The sequence below is a fragment of the Streptomyces sp. W16 genome (assembly GCF_033194735.1).
Lineage (GTDB): Bacteria > Actinomycetota > Actinomycetes > Streptomycetales > Streptomycetaceae > Streptomyces.
Window position 1 is genome coordinate 1 of record NZ_JAWOAI010000239.1, and the last position, 14,772, is coordinate 14,772.

Annotated in this window: 10 protein-coding genes and 1 pseudogene; 4 read left to right on the top strand and 7 right to left on the bottom strand. The window is 71.1% G+C overall.

Translation table 11 applies throughout. The annotated features are described in order from the left end of the window. Positions 1 to 1,103, bottom strand: a 1,103-nt coding sequence (locus R6V09_RS28380) for a glycosyltransferase (protein WP_317884283.1), incomplete at its 3' end; no start/stop codon positions are given. A gap of 132 nt (positions 1,104 to 1,235) precedes the next feature. Between R6V09_RS28380 and R6V09_RS54690 the strand changes: the two are divergent. Beyond that, positions 1,236 to 1,922, top strand: a pseudogene (locus R6V09_RS54690) (class I SAM-dependent methyltransferase); the annotation flags it as partial. Between the two features lie 247 nt (positions 1,923 to 2,169). Here R6V09_RS54690 and R6V09_RS28390 read toward each other — a convergent pair. Genes R6V09_RS28390 through R6V09_RS28400 form a run of 3 tightly spaced genes read right to left on the bottom strand, consistent with a single transcriptional unit; the run spans position 2,170 to position 4,948 of the window. Further along, positions 2,170 to 3,147 carry an NAD-dependent epimerase/dehydratase family protein gene (locus R6V09_RS28390; RefSeq protein ID WP_442810154.1) on the bottom strand — a complete coding sequence of 326 codons (978 nt, stop codon included), beginning with the start codon at positions 3,145 to 3,147 and terminating at the stop codon, positions 2,170 to 2,172. Next, positions 3,147 to 3,821: a sugar transferase gene (locus R6V09_RS28395; RefSeq protein ID WP_317884285.1), complete on the bottom strand. Its 675-nt coding sequence runs from the start codon at positions 3,819 to 3,821 to the stop codon at positions 3,147 to 3,149. Before R6V09_RS28395 ends, R6V09_RS28390 begins: the two co-directional genes overlap by 1 nt. Beyond that, a complete protein-coding gene (locus tag R6V09_RS28400) occupies positions 3,812 to 4,948 on the bottom strand; it encodes a glycosyltransferase (RefSeq protein ID WP_317884286.1) in 1,137 nt (378 codons plus the stop codon). Before R6V09_RS28400 ends, R6V09_RS28395 begins: the two co-directional genes overlap by 10 nt. A 126-nt stretch (positions 4,949 to 5,074) precedes the next feature. Between R6V09_RS28400 and R6V09_RS28405 the strand changes: the two genes are divergently transcribed. Genes R6V09_RS28405 through R6V09_RS28415 form a run of 3 tightly spaced genes read left to right on the top strand, consistent with a single transcriptional unit; the run spans position 5,075 to position 8,916 of the window. Beyond that, positions 5,075 to 6,493: a Wzz/FepE/Etk N-terminal domain-containing protein gene (locus R6V09_RS28405; protein ID WP_317884287.1), complete on the top strand. Its 1,419-nt coding sequence runs from the start codon at positions 5,075 to 5,077 to the stop codon at positions 6,491 to 6,493. A gap of 14 nt (positions 6,494 to 6,507) precedes the next feature. Continuing rightward, positions 6,508 to 7,878 carry an O-antigen ligase family protein gene (locus R6V09_RS28410; protein WP_317884288.1) on the top strand — a complete coding sequence of 457 codons (1,371 nt, stop codon included), beginning with the start codon at positions 6,508 to 6,510 and terminating at the stop codon, positions 7,876 to 7,878. Between the two features lie 24 nt (positions 7,879 to 7,902). Next, the gene (locus tag R6V09_RS28415) at positions 7,903 to 8,916 is read left to right on the top strand and encodes a glycosyltransferase family 2 protein (RefSeq protein WP_317884289.1); all 1,014 of its coding nucleotides are present in this window, start codon (positions 7,903 to 7,905) and stop codon (positions 8,914 to 8,916) included. 1,044 nt (positions 8,917 to 9,960) lie between these two features. Here R6V09_RS28415 and R6V09_RS28420 read toward each other — a convergent pair. The 3 genes from R6V09_RS28420 to R6V09_RS28430 all read right to left on the bottom strand — a co-directional run. Continuing rightward, entirely contained in the window at positions 9,961 to 11,445 is a 1,485-nt protein-coding gene (locus R6V09_RS28420) for a lipopolysaccharide biosynthesis protein (RefSeq protein ID WP_317884290.1), read from the bottom strand. Positions 11,446 to 11,507: 62 nt separating this feature from the next. Further along, positions 11,508 to 12,536 carry an LCP family protein gene (locus tag R6V09_RS28425; protein WP_317884291.1) on the bottom strand — a complete coding sequence of 343 codons (1,029 nt, stop codon included), beginning with the start codon at positions 12,534 to 12,536 and terminating at the stop codon, positions 11,508 to 11,510. Beyond that, positions 12,536 to 14,772, bottom strand: a 2,237-nt coding sequence (locus R6V09_RS28430) for a polysaccharide biosynthesis protein (protein WP_317884292.1), incomplete at its 5' end; no start/stop codon positions are given. The genes R6V09_RS28425 and R6V09_RS28430, both read right to left, overlap by 1 nt.

Below are 14,772 nucleotides of genomic sequence, written 5' to 3' on the forward strand. Positions count from 1 at the left end.
CGTGCCGCGCCGTCCGGATCGGCGGGTGCGACCAGCAGGCCGGTGGCGCCGTGCTCCACCAGGTCCGGTACGCCGTTCACGGCCGTGGCGACGACCGGGCGGGCGGTGGCCAGCGCCTCGGTGAGAGCGCGGCCGAGTCCTTCGTACAGCGAGGTGATCACGAAGACGTCGAGACCGGCCACCAGCCGGGCGGCGTCCGGCCGGTGCCCGGTGAGGATCACCTCGACGTCCAACTCCGCGGCGAGCCGGCGCACTTCGTCCTCCAGCGGCCCGGCACCGATCATCACGAACGCGGTGCCCGGACGACGGGCGTGGATCGCGGCTGCCGTGCGGACGAAGTCCAGGGGTGCCTTCTGGGTGTCGATCCGGCCGACGGTACCGATGAGGGCCGTGCCGCGGGGCACGCCGAGCATGCGGCGGGCGGCGGGATCGAAGCGTTCGGGGAGGTGCCCCAGGTCCACCGCCGAGGGCACCACGTCGACCTGGCCCGGTGGGGCCAGCCGCTCCTCGACGGCCTGTTGCGCGACGCGCGGCGACACCGCGAGGAAGCGGTGGGTGAGGCGGCGTGTGGACCGCTCCAGCCACCGGTAGGCCGTCCGCCTGGGGCGCGACATGTACGGGTGGAAGCTGAAGCCGTGGAAGGTGTGCACCACCACGGGCGTGCGGCACAGCCGAGCGGCGACCCGGCCGAGGAACCCGCCCTTGGCCGAGTGCGTGTGCACCACGGTGAACCGCTCCCGCCGGACCAGCCGCACCAGGCGCCACAGCACCAGCGGGTCAGCGGGAGCCAGGGTGTGCCGGAACCCCGGTATCTCGACCGTACGCACCCCGGCGGCGCGCGCCCGCTCCCAGAGTTCACCGCCCGGCACTCCGGCGATCCACACCTCGTACCGGTCGGGGTCCATTCCCTCGGCCGACAGCAACGTGTTGGCCCCCGCTCCCGCCGTGAAGCGGGTGATGACGTGCAGAACCTTGATGCGGGGCAGCGCCGGCGGTGACAGCAGACGCACCGCCGGCGTGACCCGTGGAGGCGGCGCGGGCCAGCGGACGACAGCGCCGTCGGCCCGGCCCGCGCGCGGGACAAGGATCCCGTTCCGCATCATCCATCACCACCGACGCCGAATAAAGCCGTATATTTACGTTGTATACATACATCATCCTCTCAGCCTCGATCGAGGTCAATTCGCACCAGGACCGCACACGAGGCACTCCGGAAACAACCGGGAGGGATCGGTATGCCCCTGGCTGAACTGGCGGACATCGAGCGGCTGTTGGTCTGCCCGCGCTGTCGATCGACATTGACGAAGCAGCCCGGTGGACTCGGCTGCACCGCGCCCGACTGCCCCTGCCACGCCCCGTCGGCCTTCCCGCTGGCCGCCCGGTGGCCGGTCCTCGTCGACTTCGAGCACAGCGTTGTGGACCGGGAGGAGACGGTGGCCCCGACCGCACGAACGGATGCCGGAGAGTGCGCCTCCGCCGGACTCGTCGACCGCCTCCCGGCCGCTCTCCGGCCCCTTTGGAAACCGCCCAACCGGGTCGCGGCCCACAACATCGACCTGTTGCTACGACGCCTCCCGGGCCCGGCACCGACACTGCTGGTCGTCGGCGGGGCCACGGTCGGCAACGGTGTGGGCGCCGTCTACCGCGATCCTCGCGTCCAGGTCATCGGCTTCGACATCGTCGCGAGCCCCGTGACCCAGTTCATCGCGGACGCCCACCGGATTCCACTGCGCACGGCGAGCGTCGACGCGGTGCTGGCGCAGGCGGTACTGGAGCACGTACTGGATCCACCCCAGGTGGTCGCCGAGATCCACCGGGTCCTCAAGGACGACGGGCTGGTCTACGCGGAGACCCCCTTCCTGCAACAAGTGCACGCCGGCGCCCACGACTTCACCCGGTACACCGCGAGCGGCCACCGCCACCTCTTCCGTCGCTTCGAGCAGCTCGCCGCCGGCCCCGTCGCCGGCCCGGGCACCCAACTCCTGTGGAGTGCCGACCACTTGACCCGCGGCCTGACCCGCTCCGCCCTCGCGGGCCGCGCGGTACGGGGACTGATGTGCTGGCTCCGGGCGCTGGACCGGTTCGTCCCGCCCGACTTCGCGGAGGACGATGCCTGCGCCCTCTACTTCCTGGGGCGGAAGAGCGAGCGGGAGATGACGGCCGGGGAGATCATCGCGTACTACGGCGGGGCTCAGCGGGCCGGGCGTTCGGGTCGCTCCGGGAGGCCCGCTGGGCCCGCACCATCGCAGCGAGTCCCGTACGGATGCCGGTGCCGGGCCGATAGCCGAAGGCGTCACGGGCCACGGTGATGTCGGCCGCGGTGCGGCGGGCGTCGCCCGGGCAGACGGGCCCCTGCACGACCCGTACCGGACCGGTCAACTCTCCGATCAGCGAGATGACTTGACGCATTGTCACCTCGCTCCCTCCGCCGATGTTGGCGACTCCCGACCACGAGGAGGACGCCGCCGCCCGCATGGCCGTCACGACGTCCTCGACGTAGGTGAAGTCACGGCTCTGTCCGCCGTCCCCGTACAGCGGGAAGGGCCGGTGTGTACAGGCGGCGGCGACGAGTTTCGAGAACGCCATGTCGGGGCGCTGTCCGGGGCCGTACACGCTGAAGAGCCGCAGGGAGACCGCCGGGACACCGAAGACGGTGCGGTAGGTCTCGCAGAGCTGTTCGGCGGCGAGTTTGGTGACGCCGTACGGGGAGACGGGGCGGGGGCGGAGCGTCTCCGGTGTCGGGTACGTCTCGGCGTCTCCGTAGACCGACGAGCTGGACGCGAAGACCAGGCGTCGCAGTCCGGTGTCCCGTGCCGCTTCCAGTACGCGTTGGGTGACCAGGACGTTGCGTTCGAGATAGACACCGAACTCCTCGCCCCAGGAGCCGCGGACGCCGGGCTGGCCCGCGAGGTGGTAGACAGCGTCCGCCTGCGCGAGAAGCGGTTCGAGCGGGAGCTCCAGCAGATCGCCCCTGCGAAAGGTGAAGCGGTCGCCGCCGAGCAGCCGGGACAGATTCCGGCGTTTGCGCGAGGGCGCGTAGAACTCCGTCAGCGCGTCGACCCCGACGACCTCGTCTCCGCAGGCCACCAGGTGTTCGCACAGGTGCGAGCCGATGAATCCGGCGGCACCGGTCACCACGGCGCGCATCAGGACCCGCCTCCTCGATCCCATGGGGCAGCCAGCAGGTAGAGGATCGTCCGTACGACGAGGCGCAGAACGTTCGACACTGTGGCACGGCGCAGGAACTCCGCGTCCAACGCGGTGCGTTGGGGTACGAGCACGGTGAGGTAGTACTGCTCGGGGTCGGGACGGCCGTCGAGCAGCGCGGCGTAGGCACGTGAGCGGAGCTGGCACGGTCCGGTGAGACCCGGACGGTGCCGGAACACCCACAGGTGTTCCGGCGGATAGCGGCGGGCGAGGTGCGGGGTCTCGGGACGCGGACCGGCGAGGGTCATGTCGCCGCGCAGCACGTTCCACAGTTGCGGAAGTTCGTCCAGGCCGAGTCGACGCAGCAGACGCCCCGTGCCGGTCACTCGCACGTCGCGGCCGCCGGTGACCCCGGGCCCCGCACTGTCCCTGCGCATCGTCCGGAACTTGTAGAGCGTGAACTCGGCCCCGCCCTCTCCGATCCGTCGCTGCCGGAACAGGACGGGACGCCCGCCGGCGAGGGCGACCACCACGGCCAGCAGGAGCAGCAACGGGGCGAGCAGCAGGAGCAGGGGCGCGGAGAGGACGACGTCCAGGACCCGACGGGCCCGGGTGAGCCGGACGGGGCCCGGTGTGGGCAGGACCGGTCCGGGGCTGCGATGGATCATGTGCATGGGACGCCCCTGTCAGGTCCCGCGGCAGGCCGGCGTTCGGCCGGAATGCCACGCGGGGCCGATCGTGCTCCCGGCTCCGGGAGTTCGAGGGCCGCCGCCCAGCGCGGCAACCACGTGTCGTAGGAATAGTCGCGGCCGGCGATCTCCCGGGCCGAGCGGCCAAGCTGCTCCCGGGTGGCCGCGGAGGCGTCGAGGAGTGCGAGGAGCGCGCTGGTCCAGTCGTCCTGGGTGCGCGGCGCGGGCAGGCCGAAGCGGGACAGCAGTTCGCCGTTCACGCCGAGGGGGCTGGCCGCGGCGGGCAGTCCGGCGGCGGCGTACTGAAGGAGTTTGTAGCCGCACTTGCCCAGACCGTAGGCGGTCGTCGGCAGCGGCATCAGGCCGATGTCCATGGCGGCCGGCGCCGTCCGTTGGGTGTCCGGATTCCAGGGGACCCGGTCGACGAAGGACTCCAGGCCGCCGAGCGACGGTGCGGTCGTTCCGACGAGTGTGAGCCGCGCGCCGGTCCGGCGGTGGACCTCCGTGAGCGGTGCGGCGATCAGCCGCAGGGACGCCTCGTTGTGAGGCGATCCCATCCAGCCGAGGCGGGGCGGGTCGTGCAGCGCGTAGGACGTCTTGGGCGTGTAGTCCTCCACCGCCACACAGCTGGGGATCACCACGACGTCGTGGTGGTGCTGGGCGGCCCAGTCGGCCAGTACGGCGTTGCCGGCGACGACCCGGTCCGCGTACTGGACGGCCAGTCGCGCCTTGCCCGCCTTGGGGGCGAACCTGCGAGCGAGGCCGCCCTCGCCCAGGTCCCACTGCAGGGCGTCGTCGAAGTCGTACACGGCGAATTCCGCACTCGTCAGCAGCCGCCGCTCCCACCAGCCGCGGCTGAGCGGCGAAGCCTCACGGTGCAGCAGCAGGCGCCGGGGCCGGGCTCGCGCGATGGCGCCGAGCCTCAGTTCCGCCCGCGCAAGGGCCAGCGGGTGCCGTACGAGACGCGAGGCGGCGGCATCGGTCAGCGACAGATAGCCGGACACGGTGAAGTCCGTGTCGATGCGGTCCAGCCACTCGAACACGCGCACCCGGGAACTGCCGGCTCCCCGGCCGTAAGGAGTGACCGCACAGCGGTCCGGGCGACGTTCCATGGTTCCGCATTCCAGCCGTAAGCTGATACCGTATGTTTACGTCGTAAAACTGGATGAATCCATATATTGCTACCTCGGTCAGACCCCGTCAAGAGCGGCCGGAACGGCCCGCGGGGAGGAGCTTCCATGGATCTCCACGACTACCTCGTCGCACTGCGCCGACGGTGGCGGTTCGTCATGGCATGTGTGCTGCTGGGTCTGGCGGGCGCGGTCGCGGTGACCGCCCTGATGCCCCGCACGTACACGGCGACCGCCCAGCTGTTCATCGCGACCAGTGACGAGAACAGCGGCGACGCCTACCAGGGCGGCCTGTTCACCCAGCAGCGTGTCAAGTCGTACACCCGCATCGTGACCAGCCCCGCGGTCCTCGACGGAGTCATCGCCCGACTCGGCCTGCACACCACGCCCGGACTGCTCGCGGAGAAGATCAGCGCGCAGGCGCCACTCGACACCACACTGGTCGACATCCGGGTGAACGACGCGTCGGCCGACCGGGCCCAGGCGATCGCCGACGCGACCGCCGTCCAGTTCACCAAGTACATCTCGGCCATCGAAGCGTCGTCGGTGGGAGCCCCTCCGCTGATCAAGGCCAGTGTCGTCGGCGGATCCCAGCCGCCGTCCGCGCCGACGAGCCCCCGTCCCGGGCTCAACCTGACCATCGGGCTGGTCGCGGGGATCGCCGTGGGGGTCGGAGGTGCCGTACTGCGTCACTCGCTCGACACCACGATCCGTACCGCGGCCGACCTCAGCGGCTGGCTGTCCCTCACCACGCTGGGCACCGTGCCCCCGCCTGCCCGGCAACGCGCGGACAGCGCACGGCACTTGGGCACCACCAGGCGGACGGAGGCCCTGAGCCAGCTTCGCACCCGCCTGACGTTCAGCGCCGGAAACGGCATCCCGGACTCACTGCTCGTCAGCAGCGCACGGCCCGGGGAAGGCCGAACGCGGACCGCGATCGACCTGGCAACCTCCGTCGCGGCCACCGGGCACCGCGTCATTCTCCTGGAGGCCGATCTGCGCCACCCCCGCCTCACCGCGGAACTCGGTCTGCACGGCACCCCGGGCCTCACCGGTGTCCTCACCCACAACACACCTCTCTACACGGCTCTGGAGAGCTGGGGCGACGGCCTGATCCGGGTCCTGCCCGCGGGATCCGCCCCGGCGGATCCCAACACGCTCCTGTCCTCGCCCGACATGGCGTCGCTGCTGCGCGCCCTGGAGGCGGACGCGGATCTCGTCGTGGTGGACAGCCCACCGCTGCTGTCCTTCGCCGACGGAGCCGTACTCGCTTCCATGACGCAGGGCGTACTGCTCGTGGCACGGGCCGGAAAGACCCGTCGCGACGACGCGGTCCGTGCCCTCGACACCCTCACGGCGGTTCACGCACCCGTCCTCGGGGCCGTACTCACCGGGACACATGCCGAGGGGCTCGCCGACTGGCAGCCGCCGCGGAACCCCGAACCGCCGGACCGGACCGGAGAACCCGAGCCCGCCCCGGCCAGGGCCCTGGACGGCGCAACAGTCCCGCGTCGGCACCATGAATAGGCGGTGAGGTCCGGATGACGCAGGATCAGGCACGTACAGCGCTGCTCCTGGGGATCCTCGCCCTGTTGTCGCTGGTCCCGGCAGGAGTCGCACTGCGTCGCGCCCGGGCCTCCGGGGACTGGGACCTCACCTCGACGATGATCCTTCTGGTGGGCGGGCTGGCCAGTCTGCCCACCGTCGTCTACGTGATCCACACGGGCCGGCCCGAACGGCTCGACCCGCTGGGCGAAGTGGAGATCGGTTTCCCGCAGTGGGTGAACCGCATCGGGACGGCATCGAACGCCCTGCTGCTGGCCTCGCTCGCCGTGTTCTTCCTGCACCGGCTGTTCGGCGAGCGGGCACGCGTCAACACCGCTCCGCTCATCGCCCTGGCCCTCGTACTGCTGCTCGCCTTCTCCGACGGCCTGCACGGACAGCAACCCTTCGCGCCGCGACAACTCGTCCTGGTCGCAGCCCTCCTGGCGGCGGCCGTGGCCCGGCCCGGGCGCTCGGCACTGCTGGGCGGAGCGGCCGTCGTCCTGCTGTTCACGGTGCTGAGCGGGGCCGAGGCGATCATCCAGCCGGCCACGGTGCTGCGTGAATGCCGGACCGACAACCCGTGCGGTGTGCTGGGGATCCTCTACCCGGGCGTGTTCACCAACGAGAACATCTTCAGCCTGCTCCTGGTCGCCGGCATCCCCTTCGTCTGGCTGGGACTGCGCGGCCGGGTGCGCTTCCTGCTGGCGTGCTACGTCGCCCTCGTGGCGGTCGCGACCGGCAGCAAGCTGGGCGCCGTCACCGCGGTGGGGGTGCTGATCTTTCTGGTGCTCCTGCGCCCGGCGCTCCCGGACGAGGCCGGTGCACCGGACCCTGTCACGTCGCCCGGGCAGGCCCTGTTCGCTCTGCCGGTGCTGGGTGGCGCGGCGGCGATCGGTCTGCTTGTCCCGTTCCACCACCCGGGTTCCGACACCCTCGGCGACCGCGCCACCATCTGGGACATGGCCCGGGACGAACTGAGCCGGTCGCCGCTGATCGGATTCGGCGGCAAGACGTGGTCCGGCAAGTACCAGGCCGGCGAGATCCCCGCCGCCGTCTCACCGTCCCTGCACAATCAGTGGATCGACACGCTGTACGCGGGCGGGCTCGCCGCTCTCCTCCTCTTCCTGCTCCTGCTGGTGCATCTCCTGGCCCGAGGCGGCGTCCCCGGCCTCCCCGTGACGGCGAGCGTGCTGCTGCCGGTCCTGCTCACCTCGGTCCTGGAGCGCCCCTGGTCGTTCGGCATCAGCAATGCGCTGACCTTCGCGCTCCTCGTGGCCACGATCACGCCGGTGCGAGTGCCGAAGGCCGGCCCCTTGGTGTCCGGGGAACGGCAGCGCAGTCTCGTCGGCAGCCGGGGTGCCGTCTGACGACACCGGAGGAGGTTGGTGCTCGTGCCGCACAGCGAACTGCCGCGCCTCGACATCGTCGTCGTCAACTGGAACACGGGCCGGTGCCTGCACAGGTGCCTGGACTCCATCGCCACGGCCCGAAGCTCCGCGTACGCGCTCGCCCGCGTGGTCGTGGTGGACAACGCCTCCACCGACGGATCGGCGGACGGTCTCCACGATCTGGCCCTGCCGCTGCGTACCATCCGCAACGCGCACAACCGCGGATTCGCGGCAGCCTGCAACCAGGGCGCACACGAAGGGAACGCTCCCTTCGTGCTGTTCCTCAATCCCGATACCCGGCTCCACCCGGACGCCCTTGACCGAGCGGTCGGATTCCTCGCCGGCCTGCACACGGCGAGCGTGGGCATCTGCGGCGGCCAGATGGTGAAGGACGACGGCACCCTCCAGGAGTCCTGTGCCCGGTTCCCTCGGCTGTCGATGGTCGTGGCCAGGGCATGTGGTCTTTCCCGGTTGTTTCCCCGGCTGATGCCGCGCCAGTGGATGTCCGTGCGCGAGGTCGACGACAGCCGCCCGGTGGACCAGGTCATCGGTGCGTTCTTCCTTGTCCGGCGGCCCGTGTTCGAGGAACTGGGCGGCTTCGACGAGCGCTTCTTCCTGTACTACGAGGAGGTCGATCTCGCCTATCGGGCCCGGCAGGCCGGATTCCTCAGCTATCACCTCGCGGACGCCCGGGTCTGGCACGTCGGCGGAGTCAGCTCCGCGCAGGTTCTCGGCCCGCGCCTGTTCCACTCGCTCCGGGGCAGAACGGAATTCGCCCGTCTGCACTGGCAGCGGGCGCAGGTGCCGGCGCTCGTCGGTGTCACCCTGGCCGTCGAACTGCCCTGCCGGGCGGTGTTCGCGCTGGCGCGAGGGCGCTGGAACGAACTTCGTGGCGTCGCCTTCGCCGCCCGGCAGTACGCGGCGTACGTGAGGTCGAGCCGGCCAGCAGCTCCTCCAACGGCTCCAGGGTCCGGTTCCAGTCCAGCCGCTCCGCCTGCCGGTACGCCACGTCGCTGACCGACCGCCATGCGGCCTCGTCGCTCAACTCGTCGATGACGGCGGTGAAGTTCTCCTCCGTGTAGGGCACCGAACCGCGCAACAGGTCGAGGTGCCGACGCCAGGCGGGGACCAGGACGGGAAGCCCGTGTGCGAGGTAGTGCAGGTGTTTGGCGGAGAAGCCCTCCTGGCGCATGAGATCCCCGGTACAGGTGATCAGGCCGAACTGGTACTCCTTCAGGACGTCCGAGGACGCGTAGCCCAGGTATCGGAGACCGAGGGAGGGATCCGGCGGCGGCCCCCCGTAGACGTCGAGATGTGGATACCGCGCGGCCAGCCGGGCCAGCAGCCGGAGATCGATGAACTGTCCGGACAGTGAGCCGAGGTACACCACGCGCGGCGGATCCGCGAACCGGGCAGGCTCGGCGGCGGGTGTACAACCCCAGTTCAGCCGAAGGATGTTGGCTCCGCTGACCCCGTACTGCGAGACGGCGTACCGCCCATACGTCTCCCAGTGGTACGACAGGTGTTCCACCTCCTCCAGGAGCCTCGTCTCCCAGCGTCGGAACCGGTCGTGCTGCCGCTTGGTGAGCCGTCCCTCGCAGAACACCTCGTCGGCCCAGGGCGTGGGGCAGTCGTAAAGAGTCACGGCCGACGTACCTGTCGTCAACACCCCGGCGTCGTAGGGCGTTTCACAGATGACGAGGTCGTACTCGTCGAGATCCAGCAGGCCGGCGAGGACGCGTCGGCGCAGCCGGTGATCGGCCCTCAGGACGTGGTACGACAGATGGCGGCGCCCGAACGACCAGCGGCGGGTCAGGACTTTGGACGCCACGTCATTGGCGTACATCGCGAGTCGGGCCGGTCGCGGCGAGGCCGGCAGCATCCTTCCCAGGGTGCCGGGTGTGCCGGAGGCCCGCGCGAGACAGTTCGTGTCCACCAACTGCACCTGGTGGCCGCGCTCCCGCAGGAAGCGCTCGATGGCCCGAGGTCTGACGCTGTTGGCGAAACCGTCCAGCTGGGCCAGGATCAGCACTCGCCCGGCCCGTGACGCGGCGACGGGGTTCATGAGGTTTCCTCCTCCTTCAGCTCACGCGGCAACAGGGCAGCCGCGGCGGCGAGGCCGGCGAGCACGGGGAGGCCCGCCAGGAGCAGCGGCAGTGACCCGTGCCAGCCCGGCCGCAGGATCAACAGGTCTCCCAGCACGGCCATGGCTGCGGCCACCGCGGTCGCGGGCAGCCAGCGCTTCGGCAACCGACGCTCACGCAGTCCCGCGAACCGCCGGCACAGGACGACGAAGTACAGGGAACCGGCGGTGAGGCCGATGGCCGTCGCAAGCACGACGCCCAGGACGCCGAACAACAGCGTCAGCGGCACGGTCAGGACGAGGTTGACCACGGTCGAGAACCACGAGTAGCGCGTCTCGTAACCAGGGAGGCCGATCGCGCGCACGAAACAGGTGCGTACGCCGGTGAACGCCACCTGCACCGAATAGCCGGCCAGCAGCACGGTGGCGACGGCGCCGCTGAGGGCGAGCCCGGTGCCGAGCCACACCTGGACGGCGAGGCCCACGGAAGCGGTGGTCACCACCCCGTAGGTGAGGACGGCCGGCAGCCAACGGGCCTGCAGCACGTGGAACTCCCGTACCGCGCCCGGGAGTCCGTCCTGGGAGAAGACCCGGGTCATCCGGGTGAGGATCGGCGGGAACGCGAACAGCGGCACGCTGCGCAGAGCCATCGCGGCCTGGTAGCCGGCGGCGTAGACGCCGACGTAACGCACCGGCAGCAGCGCGGCGACCACGAGAGCGTCGATCTCGCCGTTGAGGAAGACGGTGAAGCCGGACAACTGCATGCGCACGGCATAGCTGCCGAAGTCCCGACGCTCGGCCCGTGGGGGCAGCAGCGGCCGCCGGATACGGATGTGGCGCGCTCCCATGCACAGGCCGCAGACCGTCATGAGCAGATAGCGCCCGGCCGCCAGAACCGCGAGCAGCGGCAGGTCCTGGCCGTTCCTGACCAGCATGGTCACGGCTGCCGCGTAGACCAGGCACGAGCCGCCGCTGACACCGGCCAAGGCACGGAACCGGGCGTTCGCCTGGAGCAGGGCGGTGGCGGAGTTGGCGGCCAGGGCGAGGGCCAGCAGCGGCCCGAGTGCGGTCAGCAACTGTCCCGCCTCGCCGCGCAGCCTGGGCGGTACGCCGGCGGCGGAGAGGATCGCCGGGGTGAGGAGCAGGCACGCTCCGGTGACCAGCGCGCCCAGTCCGAGGAAGACCGTGAGGGACCCGATCACCAGCCGTCCCGTGCCCGCGCGGTCGCCGTGTGCGGCGTGCCGCGCATGGAAGCGGGCCAGTGACGCGCCGACACCGCCGTCGAGCACGGTCAGCGTGGCGAGGAAGACCAGGATCAACGACCAGACTCCGAACCGGTCCAGGCCCAGGTGACGGATGAGGTAGGGCGTCAGCACCAGGTTGGCGAGCATCGGAGCCGCCTGCGCCAGTGCGCTGAAGCCCACCTCGGGGACCAGGGCGGCACGCTCGGGCCGGTCCGGCACAGCAGGCCCGGCGTCCCCGGCTGAGACCGGTCCGGTCCGGTTCGCGGGGCGCATCGCAGGCCTCAAGTCCCGGTCCCGTGCCGGTCTTCCGTCTCGACCGCCCGCCACTGTGCCCGCAGCTTCGCCCTGTCGAGGATCAGCGCGTACTGCCCCTCGACCAGCTCCGACCGGACGATCGGCGCAGTGCTGAACGACGTGTTTGAGGTGGTCAGGTGACGCAGGCCCAGGATGAGGTTGCGGAGATCGCCGTTGGACATCCGGTCGTCGACGCTCACGGTGCCGGTGATCGCGTCGAGCATGCGGGCGGCGCCGAGCGGGTCGGTGAGGGCGACCCGGCCGCGGATCCGGCCGGCCAGGCTGTGCAGGAACTGCTGCTGGTGCTTGATGCGGTCCAGTTCGCCGCCGGGGACACCGTGCCGCTGCCTGACGTACGCCAGGGCCTCCGTGCCGTTCATGAGGTGGGTGCCGGCGGTGAAGTGGTGGTGCTGCTCGGGGTCGTAGGAGTTCACCGGGATGGTGACGGGGACTCCGCCCAGGGCGTCGGTGAGGGTTTTGAAGCCGTGCCAGTCGATGACACCGAAGTGGTCGACGCGGGTGCCGGTGAGCTGTTCCACGGTCCGGATGAGCAGGGGCGGGCCGCCCCAGGAGAACGCGGCGTTGACCTTCGCGGAGCCGTGGCCGGGAATGGGGACCCAGCTGTCCCGGGGGATCGACATCGTGTAGGCGGTGCGTTCGTCGGCGTCGAGATGCACCAGCATCAGCGTGTCGCTGCGCTGCGCGCCGTAGGTCCAGAGCCGGGTGGTGGCCTCGGTTCCCGTGGTCGGCTTGGTGGAGCGGCTGTCGACTCCGGCGAGGAGGAAGGTGGTTCCCCTGCCGTCCGCGGGTGGCCGTGGACCCTGCGGGAAGGCATGGGGGATCCTCGTGACCTGGTCGCCGTAGTGGTTCGTCGCCCACCACACACCGCCGACGCCGAGTCCCAGCAGGGTGAGTACGGCGACGAGGGCGAACGCCAGTGCCCCGCGCAGGAACCGGTGGTGCGGCCCTGCGTCCGGCCTCGGTGCCCAGTGCTGCCACTGACCGCGCGGGGACATCAGAAGTCGTCCGGGTACGGGTCGGCCATGACCGAGAGCGGTTGCTGTCGCGGCTCCGCGGCCGGGAAGCCGGGGAGGAGTCCGGCGAGCATCCGGCGGACCTCGCCGCCGTCGTTGCGCTCCGCCGCGGCGTACAGGGCGGTGAGCCGCTGTGTCAGTGCTGAGGGGCGGTCCTCGTGGGCGGTGGGTGTCGCGGCGAGGATCCGGGGGTGGGCGGTGCGTGTGTGGTGCTCCTGGGCGGCGAACAGCGTCTCGTTGAGCTTCTCTCCCGGGCGGAGGCCGGTGAAGCGGATGTCGACGTCCGGGACGTTCACGGAGCGGGCGAACTTGCGGACCAGGTCCACGATCCGCACCGGCCCGCTCATGTCGAGGACGAACACCTCTCCGCCCCGGGCCATCCGCATGGCCTCCAGGACCAGACCGACGGCCTCTTCGACGGTCATGAAGAACCGGGTCACGTCCGGGTGGGTCACCGTGACCGGCGAGCCCGCGCCGAGCTGTTCCGCGACGACCGACAACAGCGAACCACGGCTGCCGAGGACGTTGCCGAAGCGGACGGCGGCGAAGACGGTGCCGGACCGGGCGCCGTCCTGGCCGCCACGCACGATGAGTTCGGCGAGCCGCTTCGTCGCGCCGAGCACCGACACCGGGTCGGCCGCCTTGTCGGTGGAGATGAGGACGAAGCGTTCGGTGCCGGTCGCGACCGCGGCGCGGACGAGGTTGTCGGTGCCCCGGACGTTCGACTTCACGCCTTCGCAGGGGTGCCGTTCGAGGAGCGGCAGGTGTTTGTGCGCGGCCGCGTGGACGACCACTTCGGGGCGCAGGTCACGGAAGACCTGGTCGATCCGGGGGCGGTCCCGGATGTCCGAGATGACGATGTCGTCGCTGCGCAGGGCGTCGCCGTAGAGCTCGAGTTGCAGTCTGTGCAGGTTCGACTCGTCGTGGTCGAGGAGGAAGAGCCGGCTGGGGCCGAAGGCGCGGATCTGGTGGCACAGTTCGCTGCCGATGGAACCGCCGGCCCCGGTCACCAGGACCCGGCGTCCGGCGATCGTCGAGCGGGCCTCCGGACTGACCACGTGCATTTCGCTGCGGCCGATCAGTTCGTGCACGTCCAGCGCCCTCATGTCGCTGCCCACCACGTCCCGGCGGAGTGCCGCGACGAACGACGGCAGATAGCGCACGCTCGCTCCGGTGGCCTCGGCCGCCCGCGCCACCCGGCGGAAGCGGTCCCGGCCCAGACCGGGGATGGCCACGACGACGACCTCTATCCGATGGGCGAGCGCAGCCGCCCGGGCGTCGTCCAGCTCTCCCAGGACGGGCAGGTCCCCGATGAGGGCCGTACGGCGTTTGGCCGGGTCGTCGTCGAGGAAGCCGACGGGGTCGAGCCCGAACTGCGGTGTCCGGGCCAGGTCCCGGGCGAGGGCCCGCCCGGCTTCGCCGGCTCCGATGACGAGGGTGCGCAGTCCGGCCGGCCGGTGGGATTCTCCTCGCCCGGCGCCGAGGCGCGCCAGCTCACGACAGATCCGGTCGACGGCGTGATCGGTGAGCCACGGATGCAGGGGCAGGGAGAGCAGTTGGGGGAAGAGCGCGTCGGCTCCCGGGAGCCCGTCCGGCGGAATGACCGCGACCCGCCGGAAGTACGGCATCCGGTGCAGGGGGACGAAGTGCACGGAGGTACCGATGCCGCACTCCCCCAGCCGGTCGATCAGCTCGTCCCGGCCGGTCCCGTACTCCTCCAGCACCCGTACGACGTACAGGTGCCGTGCGTGCCGTCCGGCGGTGGCGGCGTCCGGCGGTTCCAGTCCGGGGACGGTCGCGAGTGCCGTGTCGTACCGCTCCGCCAGCGTGTGCCGCCGCCGCTGCCAGTCGTCGAGGTGACTCAGCTGGGCCCGGCCGATCGCGGCCTGCACGTCGGTCATGTTGGCCTTGAGGCCGGCGTCCTCGACGGTGTAGCGCCAGTGGCCGCCCGGCAGGTTGCGGCGCCAGGCGTCCGTGGACATGCCGTGGAGTCTCGTGCGGCGGATCCGGGCGGCCAGCAGGGCGTCGTCGGTGGTGACCATGCCGCCCTCGCCGATGGGCAGGTTCTTGGTGGCGTAGAAGCTGAAACAGGTCGCCCTCGACAGGCTTCCGACGGGCCGGTCGCCCACCGAGGCGCCGAGGGCGTGGGCGGCGTCCTCGACCACGACATCCAGGGGCAGCCGCGCGGCTGCCGCAAGTTCGGCGACGGGCGCGGGGG